Here is a 20,961-nt window from a genome sequence, read left to right as displayed (position 1 = left end):
CCCACGATGTCCACTTCGGACTCCCGTGGTGGGACCGACGACGCCAGGCTGACCGAGCTCGGCTACACCTCCGAGTTCCGGCGCGACATGAGCCTGTGGGCGAACTTCTCGCTGGGCTTCACCTACCTCTCACCCGTGGTGAGCACCTACACGCTGTTCGGCCTGGCGCTGGCCACCGGTGGACCGCCGATGATCTGGAGCTTCCTGCTCGCCGGGGCCGGGCAGTTCCTGGTCGCGCTGGTCTACGGCGAGATCGTCGCGCAGTACCCGCTGGCGGGCGGGATCTACCCGTGGTCGCGCCGGTTGTGGGGCAGGCGCTGGGCGTGGATGTCGGGCTGGGTGTACCTGATCGCGCTGCTGGTGACCATCACCAGCGTCGCCTACGGCGCCGGGCCCTACATCGCGCTGCTGTTCGGTTTCCGGCCGACGGTGGAGGCGACGGTGCTGTGCACCATCGGCCTGATCGTGGTGGCCACGTTGATCAACTACGCCGGGACGCGCGTGCTGTCGATGGCGGCGATCATCGGCTTCTCCGCCGAGCTGATCGGTGCGCTGATCGTGGGCTTCTGGCTGCTGTTCACCCATCGCTACCACGGACTGGGTGTGCTGTTCGACGACTTCGGCACCGCCGGGACCGGCTCGTACCTGCCGGTGTTCCTGGCCGCCGGGATCATCGGCTTCTACCAGTACTACGGGTTCGAGGCGTGCGGGGACACCGCCGAGGAGGTGCCCAACCCGGGCAAGAACGTGCCCAAGGCCATGCGCCGCACCATCTACATCGGTGGTGCTGCGGCGTCCTTCGCCTGCCTGACGCTGCTGCTGGCCGTTCCCGACTACCAGGCCGTCATCTCCGGCGCCGACCCCGACCCGCTGATCAACGTGCTCAACAGCGCCTTCGGGACCGTCGGCGCGCGGGTGGTGATGGGCGTGGTGCTGATCTCGTTCCTGTCCTGCACCATCAGCCTGCAGGCCGCCGCGGGCCGGTTGGCCTACTCCTACGCCCGCGACGAGATGATCATCGGCTACAAGATGCTGCGCAAGTTCTCCCACGCCCGGCACGTCCCGCCCTACGCGCTGCTGCTGGCCGGTATCGTCCCGGCGCTGCTCGCGGTCGGTTCGCTGGTCTCCACCGACGCCCTCACCAAGATCGTCTCGTTCGCGATCCTGGGGATCTACCTGGCGTTCCAGATGGTCGTGCTCGCCGCCCTGCGCGCCCGGATGAAGGGGTGGCAGCCCACCGGCGAGTTCCAGCTCGGCCGCTGGGGCATGATCGTCAACGTCGGGGCGCTGGTCTACGGCATCGGCGCGATGGTGAACATCTCGTGGCCGCGCACGCCCGACGCCCCGTGGTACGACAACTACATCGTGCTGCTGTGCGGAGTGGTGGTCGTGGCGGTCGGGCTGGTCTACATGTTCACCACGCACCACTACGGGCGCAGCGACGCTCCCGCGGGCGATGCCATCCCGGCCGAGCGACGCCCGGAACCGGGCCGGGAGGGCCGTGCCTGAGCGTCCACAGTGGCCGCGGCGCTTCACGGATCGGAGTGCAGGCTCTCAGGGCAGCCGCACGTGGATGCGGATGGTGGTGCCCAGCTCGTCGCTGCACACGCGCACCAGGTCGGCGAGGTGGTTGACGAGCAGGAGACCGCGCCCGCCGAGCCGCTCGGCGTCGGGGGGCAGGCGGCCGGCCAGCGGGTCGGTGATGTGCCCGGAGTCGCGCACCTCGCACACCAGGTCGCCGTCCTGCGGCCACAGGGCGACGACGCCTGTCCCGCCGCCGTGCGCGACGCTGTTGGTCGCCAGTTCGGTGGCGGCCAGCTCCAGGTCGCCCAGCCTTTCCCCGCTCAGCCCCAGATCCTTCGCGCGATCGGTGACCCACCGGCGGATCTCGCCGAGGTTGGACGCGTCGACTGTGCGCGCCTGCGTCGCGGGCGGTTCGGGCAGCGGCAGGTTGTAGGTCTCGACGATCCGGTGCGGGTCGTAGCGGTCGCTGGGACGCCGCCCGTCCGGGCCGATGAGCATCGGGTGGGAGGCGCAGGCGTCGGCGAGCACCTCGGGGGTGAGGTTGTCGGCGTCGTAGGGGCACAGGATGGTCGCCGCCCGCCCGGCGAAGGCCAGGTTGATGAGCGCCTCGTGCTGGACGCACGCCGGGTACTCGGACTCCGATCGCCCCGGCCAGACGGGCTCCCCGACGATGCGGACGTGCCTGCCGGGGTGGTCGTCGGCGAAGGGCCGCAGCACGCCGGGGATGATGCGGCCGGGGTTGCGCCCGGCCTCGGTCATGTCCAGCATCTCGACCCGCTCACCAGCGGCGCCCAGCGCGTCGCGCAGCAGCGCCAGGTTGGGGCCGGGAACCGCCACCGCGACCGGGTCGCCGTCGCGCAGCCCTTCTTCGATGAACGGCAGGGTGCCTGCCAGGTACTCGTCGCGGCCGGAGTAGAAGAGGGCGGGATGGGCGAACCGCTCGTCCGTTCTGACGTCCCCGGTGGCCGTGCTCATCTCGCCTCCTCCCGCAGGGAGATCGTCGGCACCCCCGTCGGCCACAGCGCCGTCAGGATGCGGCGCAGGCAGCTCGGCGGGCGGTGCAGCACGAACCGCCGCCCCGATGCCAGGCTGCGCGCGGCGTCGACCACCAGAGCCGTGCCGCGGGCGTCGATGAAGACCAGCTCGGCCAGGTCCAGGTGCACGTCCCCGCTGCCACCGCCCACCACGTGCCGCAGCGCGCGGTTCCAGTGCGCGTGGGTGGTCATGTCGACCTCGCCGGCCACTCTGAGACCGGCGGGCGGATCAGCCAGTTCGCGCAGGCGCAGCGCCTGGGCGCCGGGCTCGTCGCCGTCGTTGCGTCCGGTTTCCGCGGTGGGCTCGGCCGACACGGTTTCTCCCCACTTGCGCCGGGTGTGCTCCGGATGGCCCGTCCAGGTATAACACAGCCGGCCGTCGCTCCGGTCGACCCGGGGAGCCGACCGGCCGCGCACCGCGGGACGCGCCAAACTCCCCGCTCAGGTCGCTGGTGCACCGCTGGTTCCGGCGTGCGGCGCGTGCAGGGCGAGCAGCGCGACGTCGTCGGCGGGCGGCGGGCGGAAACCACCGATCAGCGAGGTCAGCTCACCGATGAGCCGCACCGCGCCGGCCTCGCTGCGGTCGGCGCAGAAGTCGGCCAGCCCGTCCTCGCCGAAGAACTTCCCGCCCGGGCGCGCCTCGGTGAGCCCGTCGGTGTAGAGCAGCAGGGTCTGCCCCGGTCGCAGGTGAGTCCGGCAGGTGGCGAACTCGGCGTCGGGGAACGCGCCGGCGAGCATGCCGCCGTCCGGGCAGATGGGCTCCACGACGCCGGGGCCCGGACCGAGCTTGAGGGCGGGCGGGTGGCCGCCCGCGGCCAGCGTGACGTCGAACCCGTCCTCCGGCGTCGTACGCAGCTGCCCGAACAGCACCGTGCACTGCTGCCGCACGTGCGGGTCGATCAGCAGGGCGGTGTTGAGCTCGGCGAGCGCGGCCGCGGGATCGGTGTGGTGCAGGGCCGCGGCGCGCAACGTGTAGCGGGTCAGCGACGTCACCGACGCGGCCGACGCGCCGTGCCCGGAGACGTCGCCGAGGAAGAACGCCCACCTGCCGTCGCCGAGGAAGAAGACGTCGTAGAAGTCGCCGGTGACGTTCTGCGGGGATGCGGCGTGGTAGTGGCACGCCAGCTCCAGCCCCGGAACCTTTGGCAGCGACGGGGGCAGCAACGTGCGCTGCAGGGTGGCCGCGAAGCCCTCCATCGTCTCGCGGGTCCGATCGCTGGCCTGGCGCCTGCTGCGCTCGGCGCGCACCGTGGTCAGCGCCGACAGCCGCAGTTCCAGCTCGTCGATCACCACCCCCGCCAGGTCGCTCAGCGCCTCCAGATCCCGTGCGCCGATGTCGCGCGGGCGGGTGTCGTAGACGTCGACCGTGCCGAGGCGGTAGCCGTCCAGGGTCGTGATCGGCGCCGCCGCGTAGAAGCGGACGCCCGGCTCGCCGGTCACCAGCGGGTGCCGGGCGGTCCGCGGATCGTTCAGCGCGTCGCGCACCACGTAGGGCTCGTCCTGGCCGATCGCCGAGGCCGCCAGGCCCGGTTCCCGGCCGGTGTGGGTGAGACGTCGCGAGCCGTGGCCTGCCTTGAACCAGATCCGCTCGTCGTCGACCAGCGTGACGGTCGCGATCGGCGCGTCGAGCAGCCGGGCGGCCAGCCGGGCGACGCGGTCCAGGGAGCCGACCGGCTCGTCGTCGAGGACGTCGTAGCGGGCCAGCGCGGCCAGTCGCGCCCGCTCGATGCGGGCGTCGTCATCGGTATGTGGTGCATGGTCGGCGACCACCACGTGCGTTCCTTCCTCACGCTCGCCCCACCGCCACCGGGCCTCGGTCGGGGCCCGGTGTGCTGAGGGGCGCCGAGCGTGCCGGACGACGCGCCGCGCGGCGTGCCAACCGGCCGCACCCGCTGTCCCGGTCACGTCAGGTCAGTCGGTGGTCGGATTCGCCCGCCCCGGACTGCTGACCAACGGTGTATATCACGACATCCGAGGTGTGCGGCAGTCGCCGATCCGTTGGAGTGAGCAGGATTCCGGGCGCACCGAGGCAGCGCGCATGGAGAAACCCGTTGCGCGCACGGGAATACACGCGATGCGTCGCATGAGGCGTACGCACCGCGCGTATCCGCCGCCGCGTGCCTTCGAGGCACCGGCTCGCTGTCCGGACGAAGTCAGTCGTGTGCCGCGGCTGTCACTCGATAGGGTCGCCGCCCCCGTCGGTGGGCCCGCCGTCGAGTCGTTCGCGCAGCCAGCTCAGCGTGCGCGTCAGCAACCGCGAGACGTGCATCTGGGAGACGCCGACCTGCTCGGCGATCTCGGTCTGGGTCATGCCGCGGAAGAAGCGCATCACCAGGATCCGCCGCTCCCGCTCGGGCAGCTCGGCCAGCAGCGGCCGGATGGTCTCGCGATCCTCGACCTCGGCGAGCTCGGAGTCGTCGAAGCCGATGGCCTCGCCCAGCGGCACGTCGTCGGTACCGGTGAGCAGGTCGTCCAGCGACGCGCTGCGGTAGGCGTTGCCCGCCTCCAGGCCCTGCTGCACGTCGTCGACGCTGAGCTTGAGGTGGGCGGCGAGCTCGCTGGGCGTCGGCGCGCGACCGAGCTCCTGGGAGAGCGCCGAGATCCCGGCGGAGACCGACAGGTGCAGCTCCTGCATGCGGCGCGGCATGCGCACCGACCAGCCGGCGTCGCGGAAGTGCCTGCGCACCTCGCCCATGATCGTGGGCACGGCGTAGGACATGAAGCCCACGCCGCGTCCGGGGTCGAACCGGTCCACCGCCTTGATCAGCCCCAGCGTGGCGACCTGCACCAGGTCGTCGTGGGTCTCACCGCGGTGGCGGAACCTGCGCGCGATGTGCTCGGCGACCGGCAGGTGCTCGGTGACCAGCCGGTCCCGCAGCGCCTGGTAGCGGCCGTCCTGCTCGTCCAGCTCGGCCAGTTCGGCGAACAGCGGCTCCAGGTCCTCGTACTCGTTGCGCGAACCGGTCCTGGCGCTGCTCACCCGGGTACCTCCGCCCGTGACTTCGCGAGCTCGACGCGCACCACGTGGGTGCCGTCACCCGCCGGGTCGTGGGCACTGCTGATCTCGTCGGCCAGCGCGGTGAGGACCCGCCAGCCGAAGGTGTCGGTGCGCGGGGCGGCGGCGTGCTCGCTGACCACCTCGGCGGTGAACACGAGCCGGTCGTGCTCGGTGCGGAACCGGCAGGTCAGCCACGTTCCCGGCATCGCGAGCGCGATGAGCGTCGCGCACGCCTCGTCCACCGCCAGCCGCACGTCGGCGATGGCGTCGACGTCGAAGTCCGCGCGGATGGCGAGGTCACCGGCGACCGCGCGCATCACCGCCAGCGGTCCCGGCTGCGCGGCCACCCGGATCTCCACCGCGTTGGACACGGCCGCTCCGGGCTGGCCATCGACCATCTGTTGCTCCACCATCACTCAGCGCCTCTCGACCACGGCACGTACGTCACTTGATCCACGGCTGACCCTTACCCCGCATCAGCGGGGGCCAAACCACGCGATGGCGGGAATTCCACGGGTGTGAGATGCGCAACTCGGGAAGGGCGTGGAAAGCCGTTGAGCCGCCGACCGGTGCTGCATGCCGGTCGGCGGCGAACTGGTCGGATCGCGTGAAGCCCGTCGCGGGGGACGGAATCCGCCCGCGTCTGCCCGAACGGCCGGGATCAGACGGTCGGAGCCGTCGCGCGCTCGAGGTTCCAGCGCATGGTCACCCGCGTACCCGCGGGGCCGGAGTCGACGGCGGTGTGGTCGGTCATGTTCCGGATGAGCACCAGGCCTCGCCCGCCGAGCCCGTCGCGCTCCTCCGGCGGCGGCCGCCACTGGCCGTGATCGGTCACCGTCACCTCCACCGACCGCGAGTCGGGCTGGTAGCTCGCGCGCAGGTCCACCACGCCCGTCCCGTCGGGGTAGGCGTGCGCGGCGGTGTTGGCCAACGCCTCGTAGGTCGCCAACACCAGTGCTTCGGACTGGTCTGCGCTGAGCGCGGTCCGTGCCGCCCACTGCACCAACCGGTGACGCAGCCGCGACAGCTGCCGCGGTTCCGCCGGTACCCCGGCGCAGTGCAGGTCAGCCGGGTCCGCGGGCGCGCCTGGTGCGGGCCCGTCGATGTTCATGGGTTCACTCATTTCGCTGCTGGGCCACAACTACGTTCTCGGGTTCGCGCGTCGCGCCCCGTCGCGCCGGGCCCGCCGGCGCGGCCGGCGGCGAACTCGGTAGTCGGTCGGCCTGCGGCGTACCGCCGATGTCAGGCCAGGGCGGCCTCGACCGAGTCGAACACCGGGATCTTGCGGTCGAGCGCGGTCACCTTCAGCGGGCGCACGGTCGCCGAGCTCGTGGCGACCACCCGCAGGCCGGTGCGCCCTTCGGCCTGCTTGTAGGCGGCCACCAGGGCGGTGAGCCCGGCCGAGGCGAAGAAGCCGACCTCGGTGAGGTCCACCACGAGGACCTCGGGCTGCTGCTCCAGCAGGGCCGCGAGGTCCTGCTCGACCTGCGGCGCGGTCACCATGTCGACGTCTCCCGACACCGACAGGACCGCCACCTTCTCCCGCCATCCCACGGATGTGGACACCTGCACCGCAGTGTCCACGGGATCGACATCATCAGCGTGCACAGACGAATCGAACGAAGTCACGGCCGTACTATCTCATATTCCGCAAGGGTCTCCGGACCCTCGTCCTCGCAGGTCAGACGGGCTGGCAAAGGTGGGCACGACGCAGTGGGCCCCGCCCTTGCCGACCGCAACCGCGGGGCCCACCGGCCAACCACCACGGGGCGCGAAACCATCGCCCTGCACTGATCGTTTCCCGTCGGCCGCGAGCTCAAACCCCTCTCGCGAGCCGAAAACGCGGTCCTCGGCCCGCACGGTGCGGGGATCACGGCGTGGGACACGGGAAACTCCTGATCAAAGGGTGTGCACGTGCCGCGGGGCGGCGTTGGTCACAGTTCGGTCGACTAATGCTGCTGCGGCGGTGCGGACACGTCACCGCGCCACTGACCGGTCTCCTGCCCGCGGGACTCCACGAACTCCTTGAAGCGCTCCAGGTCGTCCTGCAAACGCGTGCTGATGGCCCCGGTGGCCTCGCCGGTCTTCTCGACCGCGCCTTCGGGCTCGAACTCCCACTGCAGGTGCACGCGGGTTCGTTCGTCGTCGAGGCGGTGCACGGTGACCACGCCGGAGTGCTTCGGCCCGGTGGTGGAGCGCCACGCCACGCGCTCGTCGGGATGCTGCTCGGTGATCACCGCGTCGAACTCCCGCCGGACCCCGCCGACGGAGACCACCCAGTGCGTGCGCGTGTCGGTGAGCTGCTGGACGCTTTCCACGCCCTCCATGAACCTCGGGAACTCGGCGAATTGCGTCCACTGGTTGTAGACGGTGTCCACGGGACGGGCCACGTCCACCGACTTCGCGTGCAAAGTCACAGGTCCTCCCTATGATCGCTTGCGCCGTCAGCTCTCGTGATACCCGGTTGGCGCGCGGTTTACGCGCCCGTTGCCGCTTCCGGGTCAACGAGCGACCACGGTGGGTGCTCGGAAGTCCGGAGTGGACGGATGCAGGAGGAGCGAATCCCGCCCTCGTCGCCGACTTGCCCTCCCGGAAGGCGGTACGGGTGGACGAGCCGCGCGTTCGTGGCCGCCGCTCGTCCACCCGTGGCCGCCTTCAGCCGAGGGACACGGCGGCGAGCAGCAGTCCGACGGCGATGACTCCGGCGACGAGCACGATCAGCAGGTTGGGTGTCTTGTTCATGGATGATCACTCTCGGCGCCCGCCGACCCGCGCCGAACGCTGGGCGGATCGGGCGGACCGTCCCCGAAGTGCGCAAAGGCGCGGATCGTCGGGTGTGCGAAGTCTCGTGTGAGACGTAGTTCGCACAACGTGACCCCCCAGATGTGGGGGCTGCGCCGAAGCCCCGGCCCGCTACAGCAACCCGGACTGCGCGGCCTTGGCGATGAGCTCGATCCGGTTGCGCGCGTTCAGCTTTCGCATCGCGTTGCGCAGGTAGCCGGTGACCGTGTGCCGGGTCAGGCCCAGCTGGTCGGCGATCTCCGGGTTGGTCCGCCCCGCGGCGGCGTGGCGCAGCACGTCGTACTCGCGCTGGGTGAGTCCGGTGTCGTGCAGGCGCGAGCGCATCCGGGGCGCGGCCCGCTCGCCGACCCGCGGATCGAAGATCGGGATGCCGTGCGCGGCCTGGTGCACGGCCGAGACCAGGTCGGTCGCGCCCGCGTCCTTGAGCAGGCAGCCGTCGACGCCCGCGTCCAGCGTCGCCTGCAGCGCCGCGTGGTCCCGGTAGGCGGTGAACACCAGGATGCGCGCGGCGGGGGCGGCCTCGCGCAGCGGAGCCACGATCTCGCTGGCCATCGCGTCCGGCAGCCGCAGGTCGAGCAGGACGACGTGCGGCTGCGCCCGGCCGACCAGCCGCACCGCGGTGGCGGCGTCGGCGGCGCTGCCGACCACGCGGATCGCGGGGTCGTCGCGCAGCAGCAGGCGGACTCCGTCGGTGACGACGGGGTGGTCGTCGACGACCACGAGCCGGATGTCCTCGCTCACCACAGCGGAACCCAGATGCGCACGGTCAGACCACCGTCCTCATTGGTCACCACGGACATTGTTCCGCCGACCTCCTCGACGCGGTCGGCGGTCGACCGCAGCCCGATGCCGTTGCCCGCCGCCGCGTGGTCGTTCCAGCCGTTGCCGTCGTCGGCCACGGACACGGTGACGCCGTCGTCGAGCGCGATCACGCTGATCAGCACCGAATGCGCGGCGGCGTGCTTCTCGACGTTGAGCAGCGCCTCGCGCGCCGCCGCGACCAGCACCCGCGTGCGGTGCGGGCCGCAGTCGGGCGTGGTGCCGATCTCCACGGCCTGCGCCGTGACCCCGGTGCGGCGCTGGAACGCCGCGCAGTCGCCGGACAGGGTGGCCGCCAGCCCGCCGGAGGGTTCGTCGTGGTCGAGGGCGTGCACCGACTCGCGGAATGCCGAGGCGGTCTCGGCGATCTGGTTCTCCAGCGACACCAGGCGGTCCAGCAGCGCGGTGCTGCCGTCTTCGGCGTGCGTGCGCAGGTCGCGCAGTTCGGCGCCGATCCGGAACAGCTGGGCGCCGACCGAGTCGTGCAGCGCAGAGGCGATCCGGCGCCGCTCGGCGGCCGCGGCCGTCTCGCGCTGGCGCCGCGCCGCATCGGCGGTCTGCAGGGCCAGTCCGCCGCTGTTGGCGACGTTCACCGCGGCGTCGAGCCGCCTGCCCCCGAAGTCGGTGATCTCGCGCATCGCCGCGTAGACCACGCCGTGCACCCGTCCGGCCCGCACCATGGGCACCGCCAGCATCGTCCGGATGCCGTCGGCCGAGATCGGCCGGTCGAAGTCGTGCGTGATCAGCTCGGAGGCGCAGTAGTCGTCCACCCAGACCGGCCGCAGCTCGGCGAAGGACAGGCCGCCCAGGCCCAGCCCCATCGGCACGTGCAGGTCGTGCAGCCCGTCGGCCCACGTGCCGTTCCACTGCCGCAGCACCAGCAACTGCTCGGACTCCACCGGACCGGCCAGGCCGATGTGCGCGCCGCACTCGTGGCGGATCCGCTGGGCGAGCCCGCGCAGGGCGACCGTGTCGTCGAGCAGGTTGAGCACCTGGGAGTGCTCGTCGAGGAGCTCGTCGAACCGGACGCCCTGCTCCGCGGCCCGCTCCTCGCTCGCGCGGTGTCCTTGCCCCACCTCGACCCCAGACGTTTCGACCACCACTGTGCACGGCGTCGGCGCACCCGCGATGTCGCGCCGATCACCCGGCGGTCCAGCGGGCCTGCGGCCGATCGCCGGAGCGGAATCCTACCGGCGGCGTCCGGCGAACCGTCTCGCCGCGCCCGCACAGGGGCGGCAGGTCGCGGCTCGCCGAGATCTCGGTTCCCGGGCAGCAACCGTTCTGTTTCGGCGCGGGCGAATGGGTAACCGGGTGGGTGAACACGCTCACCGGCGGCTGGCCCGTAGCACGTTGTGGAGGCGGAAGTGCAGGTCTCTGAGTCGACGGCCGAACCGTTCGTGCCCTCCCGGGGCGGTCTGCGCGCGCTGCGCGACGCGGCGCGGGACTGCCGGGGCTGCGACCTCTACAAGTCGGCCACTCAGACGGTCTTCGGGTCCGGGCCCTCGCGAGCCCGGGTGCTGTTCGTCGGCGAGCAGCCCGGGGACCGCGAGGACATCGAGGGCGAGCCGTTCGTCGGCCCGGCGGGCGGGCTGCTCGACCTCGCGCTCGCGGAGGCGGGCATCGAGCGCGACGACGCCTACCTGACCAACGCCGTCAAGCACTTCAAGTTCGTGCCCCAGGAGCGCGGCAAGCGCCGGATCCACAGGAAGCCGAGCACCGCCCAGATGCGCGCGTGCCGGCCGTGGGGGGGTCGCCGAGCTGCGGGTGGTGCGGCCGGAGATCGTCGTGTGCCTGGGCGCCACCGCGGCGCAGGCGCTGATGGGCAGCGACTTCCGCATCAGCAAGGAACGCGGTGTGCTGCTGGACTTCCCCGAGATCGCCGGCGTGGAACCGCGCCCGGCATCGTTGCTGGCCACCACCCACCCCTCGGCGGTGGTGCGGGCGCCGGACCGCCGTGAGGCGTACCGGGGCCTGCTCTCGGACCTGGAGGTCGTGGCCGCGGCGCTGGGGTCGTGACCGGTCACGGGGCGGTGCCGTCGCCAGGTTTGCGGCCCCGGCGAACGGGCACTCCGTCGGTGGGCATCCGGCTGCCCTGCGTGATGGGGCGGTGGTCCGGTGGCCCGGTCTCGACGCGTGGAGGGTGACCTTGTCCAGCACCGAATCCGCAGGACGGGCGAAGCCGCTGCTGGGGATCTACCTCAACGACCACCTCGCCGGGGCGACCGGAGGGCTCGAGCTGGCCCGCAGGGTGGCGCGGAGCCGCCGCGGGACGTCCATGGAGTCCGACTTGGCCGAGCTGGTCGAGGAAGTCGGGCAGGACCGAGCGGAACTGGTGCGGATCATCCGGACGCTCGGGTTCTCCGTCGCCCGCCTCAAGCTCGCGGTGGCGTGGTTGGGGGAGAAGCTGAGCAGGTTCAAGCTCAACGGCCGGCTGCTGCGCGGTTCGCCGCTGAGCACGCTGATCGAGCTCGAAGCGATGTCCCTCGGCGTGCATGGCAAGGCCGCGGGTTGGAAGACGCTGCGGGCCATGTGCGACCGGCTGCCCCGGCTGGACGCCGGGAAGCTGGAGGAACTGCTCGACCGGGCGAACCGGCAGCTCGACCTCCTCGAACGCCTGCGGACGGAGACGGCCGAGGAGATCGCGCGCGAGCGCGCCGGTGGGCAGGTGCCCTGATCCCGGCGAAAAGGCCTCCCCGGATCAGCAACACGCGTGCACGGCGTCGTGGCGACCGTGCCACCACCACTCCGAGCGGGGCTGCGGTGCGGACCGCTGGGTCGCCGGGGTCGGCGCCTGCGCCGGGAAGTCGAGCAGCTCGGTCATCTCGTGCAGGACACCGCCGACCACCACCTTGCGCACCGCCGCGGCACGGGTGATGTCCGCCAGCGGGTCGCCGTCGACCGCGGTGAGGTCGGCGTACCTGCCCGGCAGGACCGCGCCGAGGTGCCCGCTCGCGTTGAGCGCTTGCGCGGCGTTGCCGGTGGCCGTGCGCAGGGCGTCGGCCGCGGACATGCCGTGGGCGACCAGAGCCCGCAGGTTCAGGTGCAGGCTGACCCCGAGGTGGTCGATCGGGGCGTCGGTGCCGCAGACCACGAGACCGCCGGCACCGCTGATCCGGCGCACGGTGTCCACATTGGCCGCGAGCATCTTCCTGAGTCCCGCGGTGATCTCCGGTGTTCGCGACACCAGCGCGATCGTCTCGCGCAGCGCGTCGCGTTCCCACTGGGGGTAGAGCCTGGCGATCCGCTCGTCGGCGAGCCACGATTCGTCGCCTGCCATCAGAACGGCGGAAACGAACAACGTGGGCGTGATCGACATGCCTGCCCGGCTGATCAGCGCGACCACGTCGTCGTAGGAGCGGCCGAGCCTGCTCAGCGTCTGGGAGAAGCCGAGCCTGCTGGTCGCGCCCAGGTGCTCCATGCAGTGCACCCCGAACCGCGCCGCCGGATAGGCGTAGTGCGAGGTCACCGGCAGACCCGTTCCCGCGCGGACCACCTGGTCCTGGGCGGTCGACGGCAACCGGACGTAGGTCTTGAGCAGGTCGTAGCGCAGCGCCCGCGCCCGTTCGACTTCCCGGGCCACCTCCCGCGCGTCCGTTGTCGGCCGGGTGAAGCCGTAGTACACCCGGCTGCCGTCGATCGGCTCGCCCGCCGCGAAGTAGCGGGGACCGAGCTGGTCGCCCGAGGCGGTCGCCTCGCGGTGCTGCGCGGCGAGGTAGGCCGGGTCGCCGGGGGACCGCACGCTGGTCACGCCGAAGGACAGCCACAGCCTGCCCTGGCGGGAGCCGAGGAACCGGCCTTCGAGGTGGACGTGCGCGTGCATGTCCACCAGGCCGGGCAGCACGGTGAGCGCGGTTGCGTCGACCACCGCGCTGTGCGGCCACTCCCGGCGGGAGGTGACCTCGCCTATGCGGTCGCCGTCGATGACGATGTCGACGTCGCGGCGGAGCACGTCGTGGACCCCGTCCCACAGCGCGCCCGCGCGCACCACGGTCCGCCCGCGGACGCGGGCCGGGGACCAGGTGAGGTTCAGCGGCACCGGGCAGGAGGTGCCCTCGTGGGAATCGACCATGCGCAGGGCGCCGAGGCTGAGGTACAGCAGCGTCCGCGAGTCGGGGTGCCACGACGGCGCGTCGGCGACCTCTGCGGTGACCTGGCGCGGCGCAGCGGTCGGCGTGCCGGAGGCGTCGACGGACACGACCCACAGCGCTGCGCCCATGACGAACGCGTACGACGAACCGTCGGGCGACCACACCGGCCCGTCCACCCCGCGCCCGCTCAGCGAGCGGTTCGGCAACACCTCGTGGTAGGCGATCGCTCCGGTGTCCACCCGGACGGTCAGGATCTGGTTCGCGCCTTCCCTGAAGCGCCGCGACACCGGCCGTTGCGCCGCGAAGGCGATCGTCGCACCGTCCGGCGACCAGGTGGGCCGTCCCGGGGCGCGCACCGCGTCGACCACCTCGCGCACTTCGCCGGTGGCGAGGGTGAGCACGTGGGTGGCGCCGTCCTGGTCCTGGAACGCCAGCGTGTCCCGTCCGGAGACCACGCCGGCGCCACCGCCGCCGAGGCAGGGGCGGTGAGCCGGTGCTCGTCGCCGGTTCGCAGGTCGCGCACCCAGATCCCGTGGTGCCCGACCGGTCGGTGCAGTAGGCGATCCGGTCGCCGTCCGGCGACCACGCGGGATCGCACACGTGGAACCGGTCGTGGGTCAGGCGCTGGGCTCGTCCGGCCAGGTCGCTCACCCAGAGGTCGCCCAGCGCGCAGAAGGCGATCCGGTCGCCGCCGGGGGACAGGACCGGGCCGGCGATGCCGTGAACCGGGTGGCGTCCCGCTTCGGGGAACGCGGCCGGGGCCGTCGGCTCCGGCGTGCGCACCGGGGCCGAGAGGCTGAACGCGATGTCGCGGTGTCCTCCGGCGGGCAGTTCCCGGGCCCGAATCCGGCCGTCGGCGGTGTAGAGGAGGCGGGTGGCCGACAACCACGTGGGTGCGAAGGGGAACACGTCCTCGTCCGGCGCGGACACGACCGTCCCGCCGACGACGACCTGCGCCGAACCGGCACCCTGGTTGCGGGGCAACAGGCCGTCCATCCGGACGTAGGCGATCGTGCTCCCCTCCGGGTTCCAGCCGGGCGCGTAGAGGCGAGCGCCGGTGGCCTCGGCGAGGCGCGTGCGCTCCCCGGCCTCGTTCACCGCGTCGATGACGGCGTTGTCCACCACCACGGCCATCCGGCTCCCGTCGGGCGACCACCTCGGCTGAGACTCCTCGCCGATGGGCGCGGTCCACGGCGCGATCCGGCCGGTCGCGAGGTCGAAGATGTGGATGCCGTAACGGCCGCCGCGGTCGGACGAGAACGCGATGCGCCTGCCATCAGGTGAGAAGGACGGTTCCCGGTGGTCGTGGGGGCCTTCGGTGAGCCTGCGCGGCGTGCCGCCGGTGGGCACGAGGTACAGGTGGAAGTTGCCTTCCGAGTACACCTGGCAGACCACCGAACTTCCGTCCGGCGCCCAGGAAGCTTGGGTCGCCTCCATCGCGTGCGGGGTGAGCCGCCGGCCTTCCCCGCCCCGGATCGGCACCGCCCACAACGTGCTGAGCGCATCGACCACCACGGTCGATCCGTCGGGTGACACGGCGCCCGACATGTTCGTACCGGCGGTGATCGTCACGGTGGCGCTGCCGTCGGCATCCGCCCTTGCCGCGTCCCGCGTGCCGAGCAAGCCGCCGCCGGCGAGGACGCCGCCGCCGGCCTGCAGCAGGCGGCGGGGGAAGGGCGAGGGTTGTGCCATGTCTTCTCCATAAGATCGTTGGTGTTCAGGACGTGGTGTTCTGGATGCCCAGGGCGGCGGGGTGTGGCTGATGTCTTCTTGCCGTTGGGTGGCTTGGAAGGAGTGGCCGCCCTGCTGTTCTGGACGCCCTGGCCGCTGATTGAAATCTGTGCGCGTGGTCGCTGTTTATGGAGCTGCCGGCGGGGTCGTCCACGGGGTTGAGCTGGGATGACGGGAGGACGGGCCCGGTGAAGGTCCGCAAGATCGTCTGGGCAGGGATCGATGTCGGCAAGCACGCTCATCACGCGTGTGTGGTGGACGAGACCGGCAAGGTCGTGTTCGGTCAGAAGGTCATCAACAGTCAGGCCGCGATCGAGGCGTTGATCGCCCGTGCCGCCAAGAAGGCCGGTGAGGTGGTCTGGGCGGTGGATATGACCTCCGGCGCCGCAGGTCTGCTGATCACGCTGCTTGTGGTCACCGGGCGGCCGGTGGTCTACGTGCCCGGCAGGCTGGTCAACCGGATGGCCGGAGCGTTCGCCGGTGAGGGCAAGACCGACGCCAAAGACGCCCGCACCATCGCCGAAACCGCCCGGCTGCGCGGCGATCTGACCCCGGTGACCAGCCCTAGCGAGATCGCCTCCGACCTGCAGATCCTCACCGCTAGGCGTGAGGACCTCGTGGCCGACTGGGTGCGCGGTGTCAACCGGATCCGCGAACTGCTCGCGAGCATTTTCCCCTCGCTGGAGCGGGCCTTCGACTTCTCCACCCGCTCCGTGCTGATCCTGCTGACGGGGTTTCAAACCCCCGACGGCGTCCGCGCCGCCGGTGCGGACGGCCTGCGGGCCTATCTGACCGAGCACCAGGCCCACGCCCGCAGCATCCCGTCCATCGTGGACAAGACACTGGCTGCCGCAGGTGAGCAAACCGTTGCCCTGCCCACGGAAACGATCACAGCGCCGCTGATCGCCCGCCTGGCCCGTCAACTGCTGGAACTGGACCGAGAGATCAAAGACCTCGACAAGCAGCTCACCGAACGCTTCGAGGCCCACCCCGACGCCGAACGCATCACCAGCGTCGACGGTTTCGGCCCGATCCTCGGGGCCCAACTGCTGGCCGACACCGGTGGTGACCTGCTCACCGCTTTCGGCAACCCCGGCCGCCTGGCCGCATACGCCGGCCTGGCCCCGGTCCCCCGTGACTCCGGGCGCGTCCGCGGCAACCTGCACCGCCCGAAGCGCTACCACCGCGGGCTGCGGCGGGTGTTCTACCTCGCCGCACTGTCCTCGATTCGCCCTGAAGGCCCCTCCCGCATCTTCTACCAGCGCAAACGCAGCGAAGGGAAGCTTCACACCCAGGCGCTGATCGCACTGGCACGCCGCCTGGTCGACGTGATCTGGGCCCTGCTGCGCGACAGCCGCACCTTCCAGACCACACCACCCACCCAGGCCCAAGCGGCTTGACACGATCATTGAAACTCATTCCGACGGCTTGGCCAGGTAGACCAGTGACAGGGTTTCGGCCACCACCCTCCGATCGGTCTCGAGGTAGCCGGCCTTGAGGTAGAGGCGGATGTTGGCAACGCTCCGGTCGCCGGTGAACAGCACGAAACGCCGCACCTCCGGCCTGTTCCGGGCCTCGACCGCGCGCAGCAGAGCCGCGCCGATGCCGCGTCCGCGCATGTCCGGCGCCACCACGAGCCGGCCGACATGGCACTCCTCGCCCTGCCGGGTGCCGCGCACAGCACCGACGATCCGCGTGCCGGCCTTGGCCACCAGCACCTCACCCGCCGCGATCGCCTCGCGGATCTCCTCGATGGGTTCGCGCAGCGCGGAAAAATGCGGGTTGTCGTAGAGCTGCGCCTCCGACACGTACGCCGCGCGCTGCACGGTCATGACCTCGCCCGCGTCCCGTACATCCGCCGTGGTGATAACCCAGTCCATAGCCAGCCTCTCTCGCCCGCAACCCGCAGTCACATCTCGCTGCGGTGACGAACTTAGTGCTCATCCGGGGAAAAGGGTCCAGAATACGCCTCGCCGCAGTATCCACAATGGAATATTCCCGTGCTAACTCTTCGGTGTGGTTCGACGGCGCCGCACGCTTGGTGATGTCCCGGCCGGGAAGGCCGGAAGGGGCTCTCGAACCGAGTAGCACCAACAGGGAGAGCACCGCGGGCGACAAGAAGCACGTCCTGCGCGTCGAGGACGAGGAGGGGCACACGGACAAGAAGGGCAATACCGCGATCGTGCGGCCCGCATCGCACAAGCTCCCGAGCAGCGGCCGCGAGTCGACCGCGCTCTGCATCTCGTGTCTCCCCCAAGCCGGAGTGATGCCGGCGGACTTCCTCTGATTCGCACGGGAATTCCGCGGGTATTCCAGGAGCGCGCTGTCGCGGGAGCGGCGGCGCACTCGAGAGCGAAGGAGGACGTCATGGCGGAGCCGGGCCGAAGCGCTCACCCGTCCGAACCGGTCGGGGACGCCGGGCGCGACCTCGACGCCGAACGCGGCGACCAACGCGGGCCGGACACCGAGCAGGAGGCGCACGTGGAGATCCACGACCCCGAGCACCCGCCGGCGCCGCCCAGCATCGAGGACGAGTTCGACGAGGACGAGCAGTGAGCCCCGCTCACTGGATCGGTGGCAGCTCCTGCTCCAGGCCCACCAGCGGTGCGAGCGGGTCTCCCACCTCGTCGAGGCGGTCGAAGACGGTGCGCACCGTCCACCGGTCGGGCGTCAGGTCGGGGTCGTCGAGCTCGTCCCAACTGATCGGGACCGACACCGGCGCGCCCGGGCGCGGTCGGGCGCTGTAGGGCGCGACGAGCGTCTTGTTGACGACGTTCTGCGTGTAGTCCAGACGGGCCAGACCCCGCCGCTCGTTCTTCTGCCACGCCCAGCTGACCAGGTCGGGGACGGTGGCACCGATGGCCTTGGAGACCTTCTCCACCCAGCGGCGGGTTTCCTCGTAGGTGTAGTGCGGCGCGATCGGCACCCAGATCTGCACACCGCGCTGACCGGTGACCTTGGGCCCCGCCCGCACGCCGAGGTGCTCGAGCGCGGTGCGGTGCAGCCGGGCGAGGGCCAGCACGTCCTCGAAGGAGGTCTTGGACCCCGGGTCGATGTCGAACAGCGCCCACGTCGGGTGCTCCACGTCGGAGGCCCACGACGTCCACGGGTGCAGCTCCAGCGCCGCGTAGTTGGCGAGCCAGGCCAGCGCGGGGACGCTGTCGGCGATGACGTAGTTCTGCGTCTCGTCCGGGTCGGCCGCCTCGTAGCGCCAACTGGTGAGCCAGTAGGGCGCGTGGCTCGGCACCTCCTTGTGCCAGAAACCGGGTTTGTCCGCGCCGTCGGGGTAGCGGTGGGTGTTGAGGGGGCGGCCCACCAGGTAGGGGAGGATCACCGGTCCGATCCGCGCGTGGTAGCGGACGAAGTCGCGCTTGGTCACCGGCGGTTCGTCGTCGCGGCCCGGGAACAGGACCTTGTCGAGGTTGGTCAGCGCGAGGCGGCGTCCACCGACCTCCCACGGCCCCTTGGCGCCCAGTTCGTCCAGCGCTGCCAGCTCCTCCTCGGAGGGCGGGTCCCACCGGGGTCGCTCGTCGCGCCCGCCTCCGGACTTCTCCTCGTCGGTCTTGCGCCCGGACCTGCGCGCGGAGGCGGACCGCTGCTTCGCCCCCGACTTCTCCCGCGTCTTGGCGGGTTTGGTGCCGGCCTTCTTCGACGTCCCGGATCCCGCCTTGCTGGACGAGGAACTGCCGGAGGCCCTGCCCGACGAGCCGGTGCCGGACGCCTTGCCGGAAGAACGGGTGCTCGACGAGCCGGTGCCGGACGCCTTGCCGGACGCCTTGTCCGACGACGCGCTGCCCGCCCCACTGGACCGGGCCGTCTTGCGCTCCCCGGACCGCGACCGGCCGGACTTCCCGGCCGGTGCGCCGTCCACCGGGACCTCCGCCTCGGAGGCGGGCAGGTCGCTGCGCCACATCGCCTCCGGCGCCGCGGCGACCTCCTCGTTCGTCCGGCCGCTCTTGACCGACTCGAGGTGGTCCTCGGCCGTCCACCCCGCCTCGGCGTGCTCGTCCTTCTTGTGCAGCAGCAGCCATTGCTCCTTGCCCGAGTCGTCGTCTCCGCGCCGGACCAGCACGAAGCGCCCGCCGAGCTTCTCCCCGTGCAGGTCGAAGTGCAGGTTCCCGGCCTCGATCGCCTCGGCCGGGTCATCGGTCTCGGCGGGCTCCCACGTGCCGCGGTCCCACACGATGACGTCCCCGCCGCCGTACTCGCCCTCGGGGATCACGCCTTCGAAGTCGGTGTACTCGATGGGGTGGTCCTCGACCCGGACGGCCAGATGCCTGGCCTTCGGGTCCAGCGTCGGGCCCTTGGGCACCGCCCAGCTCAGCAGCACGCCGTCGAGCTCGAGCCGCAGGTCGTAGTGGCGGCGCCGCGCGCGGTGGCGCTGGACGACGAACCGGTTGCCACCGGCGCGCGCGCCGCCTTCCCGTCCGGACGGCTCGCTGGTGCGGCTGAAGTCGCGCTTGCGCTGGTACTCGGCGAGCCGCTCGGACTTCTTCGCAGAACTCATCCCAACCGGATACCCGATCAAAGCGGAGCGAAAAGCGGGGACGGCGGCCGTCAGCCCTGCTCCTCCAGTTCGAACGGCAGCAGCTCCACCGCCCGGTTGTACCTCGCGAGCAGGTCCTCCTCGTCGCTCCCGCCGAGGTAGATCGCCGCGAGCTCGTAGCTGTAGGAGTCCTGGGCCGACAGGTCCGAGAGCCACCCGCCCTCGTTGGCGACGACGTCCACGATCGTGCCGGGCATCTCCTCGCGGACCCGCGCCACGTCCTCCTCGGACGGGACGCTGCGCACGAACGCGTTCTTGAACGTGCGGTAGTACCACTTGGCGGCGACCGCGTGTTCGCCCTGGCGGCTCGGCTGCTCCGGGTCCCGGCCCAGCGCGAGTCGCACCATGGACTGGTAGTTGGGCACGCCGTCGACGAACTCGAACAGCGGCGCGTGCGACTGCGACAGGCGCGGGTTGACCTCCAGGATGTTGAGCACGTCCCGGTCGGGGTTCCAGAAGAACTCGATGTTGAACGTGGACGAGGACAGCCCGATCTGGCGGATCACGCGGACCGAGATGTCGCAGGCGCGGTCGGCGACCTCCTGCGGCAGGTTGGACGGGTACTGGTAGCGCAGGAAGCTCGGCGTGCCCTCGTAGCAGATCGAGTCGATCACGCCGTAGGCGTTTGGCTCGCCGTGCGCGTCGCTGTAGCCCTCGACGGTGAGCTGGCGGCCCTGGACCTCTTCCTCCGCCACGCACATCTGCCCGGTCCGCTCGTCGATCTGCGGCGGGAGGTCGAGCATCGACAGCAGGTACTCGAAGGCGCCGCCGACCATGCCGATCTCGCCGCGGGTCTCCTCGACCGCGCGCTCGAACTCCTCGGCGCTGTCGATCCGGAAAGCCAGCGTGGACGAGAACGACTTGACCGGCTTGAGCCAGAACGGGAACTCCAGGTCCGGCAGTTCCGGATTCTCCAAGTCGACCAGCGCGAACGAGGGGTGCGCGTCGGTGACCTCCTGTTGCTCCAGGCGGCTCCAGTACTTGTTCTCGCACTTGACCACCGACTGCAGGCTCGGTCCGGGCAGTCCGTAGCGCTCGCAGAGGATCGGCACCATCGAGCTGACCGGGAAGTCCCAGTAGCCGATGATCGCGTCGATGCTGCCGTCGAAGGCGTCGAGCTTCTCCTGCGCCTTCTCCAGGTCCTCGGCGAGGGCCACCTCGCCGCCCATGAGTTCGTCTTTGCTCAGCAGGGAGTGGAACCGGTACTGCCTCAGGTGCGGCAGGTCGTGCAGGAGCGCGAGGTTGCGGTCGTCGAGTCCCAGCACGAACACGTTCTCGATCGAATTCATCACGACCGTTGCTTACCCGGCTTCCTCGGGTTCCATTCGACCGTCGTCGAACGATCCGGACCGTGGTCGGCCGCCTCCGCGGGGTACCGGAGCCCGGCGTCGGAGGCGTATGGCGGCTGACGCACGCCCC

Annotated in this window: 20 protein-coding genes and 1 pseudogene; 7 read left to right on the top strand and 14 right to left on the bottom strand. The window is 71.3% G+C overall.

The window, feature by feature from the left end:
- Positions 1-6 precede the first annotated feature (6 nt).
- Positions 7-1,509, top strand: coding sequence for an APC family permease (locus tag SACE_RS20380; RefSeq protein WP_009946721.1), 1,503 nt, complete (start codon positions 7-9; stop codon positions 1,507-1,509).
- Between the two features lie 45 nt (positions 1,510-1,554).
- Here SACE_RS20380 and SACE_RS20375 read toward each other — a convergent pair whose 3' ends face one another.
- The 10 genes from SACE_RS20375 to SACE_RS20330 all read right to left on the bottom strand — a co-directional run bounded on the left by SACE_RS20375 (position 1,555) and on the right by SACE_RS20330 (position 10,277).
- Positions 1,555-2,499: a sensor histidine kinase gene (locus tag SACE_RS20375; protein WP_009946722.1), complete on the bottom strand. Its 945-nt coding sequence runs from the start codon at positions 2,497-2,499 to the stop codon at positions 1,555-1,557.
- On the bottom strand, positions 2,496-2,873 hold the full coding sequence (locus SACE_RS20370) for an STAS domain-containing protein (protein WP_009946723.1): 378 nt from the start codon (positions 2,871-2,873) through the stop codon (positions 2,496-2,498). The genes SACE_RS20375 and SACE_RS20370 overlap by 4 nt, the downstream gene beginning before the upstream one ends.
- Before the next feature lie 126 nt (positions 2,874-2,999).
- Positions 3,000-4,328: a PP2C family protein-serine/threonine phosphatase gene (locus SACE_RS20365; protein ID WP_231849708.1), complete on the bottom strand. Its 1,329-nt coding sequence runs from the start codon at positions 4,326-4,328 to the stop codon at positions 3,000-3,002.
- A 403-nt stretch (positions 4,329-4,731) separates the two neighbouring features.
- Entirely contained in the window at positions 4,732-5,538 is an 807-nt protein-coding gene (locus tag SACE_RS20360) for a SigB/SigF/SigG family RNA polymerase sigma factor (protein WP_009946725.1), read from the bottom strand.
- Positions 5,535-5,954 (bottom strand): ATP-binding protein, encoded by a 420-nt coding sequence (locus SACE_RS20355; RefSeq protein ID WP_011874273.1) that lies wholly within the window; start codon positions 5,952-5,954, stop codon positions 5,535-5,537. The genes SACE_RS20360 and SACE_RS20355 overlap by 4 nt, the downstream gene beginning before the upstream one ends.
- A 263-nt stretch (positions 5,955-6,217) precedes the next feature.
- Positions 6,218-6,667, bottom strand: a complete 450-nt coding sequence (locus SACE_RS20350) for an ATP-binding protein (protein ID WP_009946728.1) — start codon at positions 6,665-6,667, stop codon at positions 6,218-6,220.
- 131 nt (positions 6,668-6,798) lie between these two features.
- The gene (locus tag SACE_RS20345) at positions 6,799-7,140 is read right to left on the bottom strand and encodes an STAS domain-containing protein (protein WP_009946729.1); all 342 of its coding nucleotides are present in this window, start codon (positions 7,138-7,140) and stop codon (positions 6,799-6,801) included.
- 365 nt (positions 7,141-7,505) lie between these two features.
- Positions 7,506-7,973 (bottom strand): SRPBCC family protein, encoded by a 468-nt coding sequence (locus SACE_RS20340; protein ID WP_029621616.1) that lies wholly within the window; start codon positions 7,971-7,973, stop codon positions 7,506-7,508.
- A gap of 496 nt (positions 7,974-8,469) precedes the next feature.
- Positions 8,470-9,102, bottom strand: coding sequence for a response regulator (locus SACE_RS20335; RefSeq protein WP_009946731.1), 633 nt, complete (start codon positions 9,100-9,102; stop codon positions 8,470-8,472).
- Positions 9,096-10,277 carry a GAF domain-containing sensor histidine kinase gene (locus tag SACE_RS20330; protein WP_231849707.1) on the bottom strand — a complete coding sequence of 394 codons (1,182 nt, stop codon included), beginning with the start codon at positions 10,275-10,277 and terminating at the stop codon, positions 9,096-9,098. The genes SACE_RS20335 and SACE_RS20330 overlap by 7 nt, the downstream gene beginning before the upstream one ends.
- Positions 10,278-10,529: 252 nt before the next feature.
- Between SACE_RS20330 and SACE_RS40210 the strand changes: the two are divergent.
- The 3 genes and pseudogenes from SACE_RS40210 to SACE_RS20320 form a co-directional block, all read left to right on the top strand.
- Positions 10,530-10,862 (top strand): annotated as a pseudogene (locus tag SACE_RS40210) (uracil-DNA glycosylase family protein); the annotation flags it as partial.
- 79 nt (positions 10,863-10,941) lie between these two features.
- Complete coding sequence (locus SACE_RS40205; protein WP_009946736.1) at positions 10,942-11,193, top strand: uracil-DNA glycosylase family protein; 252 nt, start codon at positions 10,942-10,944, stop codon at positions 11,191-11,193.
- A 130-nt stretch (positions 11,194-11,323) separates the two neighbouring features.
- Positions 11,324-11,851: a hypothetical protein gene (locus tag SACE_RS20320; protein WP_011874268.1), complete on the top strand. Its 528-nt coding sequence runs from the start codon at positions 11,324-11,326 to the stop codon at positions 11,849-11,851.
- 24 nt (positions 11,852-11,875) lie between these two features.
- Here the strand turns inward: SACE_RS20320 and SACE_RS35770 are convergent, their stop codons facing one another.
- Positions 11,876-13,720, bottom strand: a complete 1,845-nt coding sequence (locus SACE_RS35770) for an amidohydrolase family protein (protein WP_011874267.1) — start codon at positions 13,718-13,720, stop codon at positions 11,876-11,878.
- A gap of 1,464 nt (positions 13,721-15,184) precedes the next feature.
- On the opposite strand from SACE_RS35770, the gene SACE_RS20310 reads away from it, so the two are divergent.
- On the top strand, positions 15,185-16,396 hold the full coding sequence (locus SACE_RS20310; RefSeq protein WP_009946738.1) for an IS110 family RNA-guided transposase: 1,212 nt from the start codon (positions 15,185-15,187) through the stop codon (positions 16,394-16,396).
- Between the two features lie 15 nt (positions 16,397-16,411).
- Here the strand turns inward: SACE_RS20310 and SACE_RS20305 are convergent, their stop codons facing one another.
- Positions 16,412-16,876 (bottom strand): GNAT family N-acetyltransferase, encoded by a 465-nt coding sequence (locus tag SACE_RS20305; RefSeq protein WP_011874265.1) that lies wholly within the window; start codon positions 16,874-16,876, stop codon positions 16,412-16,414.
- Between the two features lie 134 nt (positions 16,877-17,010).
- Between SACE_RS20305 and SACE_RS20300 the strand changes: the two genes are divergently transcribed.
- Together SACE_RS20300 and SACE_RS20295 are read left to right on the top strand one after the other, a co-directional pair.
- Positions 17,011-17,283: a hypothetical protein gene (locus tag SACE_RS20300; protein WP_009946741.1), complete on the top strand. Its 273-nt coding sequence runs from the start codon at positions 17,011-17,013 to the stop codon at positions 17,281-17,283.
- Between the two features lie 80 nt (positions 17,284-17,363).
- Entirely contained in the window at positions 17,364-17,552 is a 189-nt protein-coding gene (locus SACE_RS20295) for a hypothetical protein (RefSeq protein ID WP_009946742.1), read from the top strand.
- A gap of 7 nt (positions 17,553-17,559) precedes the next feature.
- On the opposite strand, the gene SACE_RS20290 is transcribed toward SACE_RS20295, so the two are convergent.
- Complete coding sequence (locus SACE_RS20290) at positions 17,560-19,503, bottom strand: non-homologous end-joining DNA ligase LigD (protein WP_009946744.1); 1,944 nt, start codon at positions 19,501-19,503, stop codon at positions 17,560-17,562.
- Positions 19,504-19,553: 50 nt separating this feature from the next.
- A complete protein-coding gene (locus SACE_RS20285) occupies positions 19,554-20,831 on the bottom strand; it encodes an ATP-grasp domain-containing protein (protein ID WP_009946745.1) in 1,278 nt (425 codons plus the stop codon).
- Between the last annotated feature and the right edge of the window lie 130 nt (positions 20,832-20,961).

The sequence above is a fragment of the Saccharopolyspora erythraea NRRL 2338 genome (assembly GCF_000062885.1).
GTDB classification, from domain to species: Bacteria; Actinomycetota; Actinomycetes; order Mycobacteriales; family Pseudonocardiaceae; genus Saccharopolyspora_D; species Saccharopolyspora_D erythraea.
Note: the sequence above shows the minus strand (reverse complement) of the source record. Positions and strands in the feature narration are given on the sequence as shown.